Here is a 522-nt window from a genome sequence, read left to right on the forward strand (position 1 = left end):
TCTAGCTATATCGCGCAGCGTCGCTCTGAGCGTCGTGCGTTAAATGTTGGCTTGGTGTCGATCTTTATCGGTTCAGCCGTCGTATTAATCCCAGGCTTGTTTGGCGTAACAACTGCACTGACGTTAATTGGTGGCGCAACTATTTATTTCCTAGGTGCGGGCATTCTGTTCCCTGCGGCAACAACAGGCGCAATTGCTCCATTCCCTTACCACGCGGGGACAGCTGGTGCGACTCTGGGTGGCATGCAGAACTTGGGCGCAGGTATTGCAACCTTGCTTGCATCGCTATTCCCAGCGCACAACCAAATGCCGCTTGGTGTTTTGATGATGGCAATGTCAATTGTCGCGATGCTTGGCCTATTGTGGGTACACAGAGCGCACGATCACTCAAACGAAATGCCACAAGTCATTTAACCGCCATTTCAATCTGACCAAAACATTGAAAAGGGACACACGAAATAGTGTGTCCCTTTTTTCATATCACACTCCCTCTATTTATTGATGAGAATGATTTAACTTTAG

Annotated in this window: 1 pseudogene; it reads left to right on the top strand. The window is 48.3% G+C overall.

The features are described from left to right. A pseudogene (locus R7R24_RS30330) lies at positions 1–414 on the top strand (Bcr/CflA family drug resistance efflux transporter); the annotation flags it as partial. Between the last annotated feature and the right edge of the window lie 108 nt (positions 415–522).

This window comes from Vibrio sp. 704, assembly GCF_033339295.1.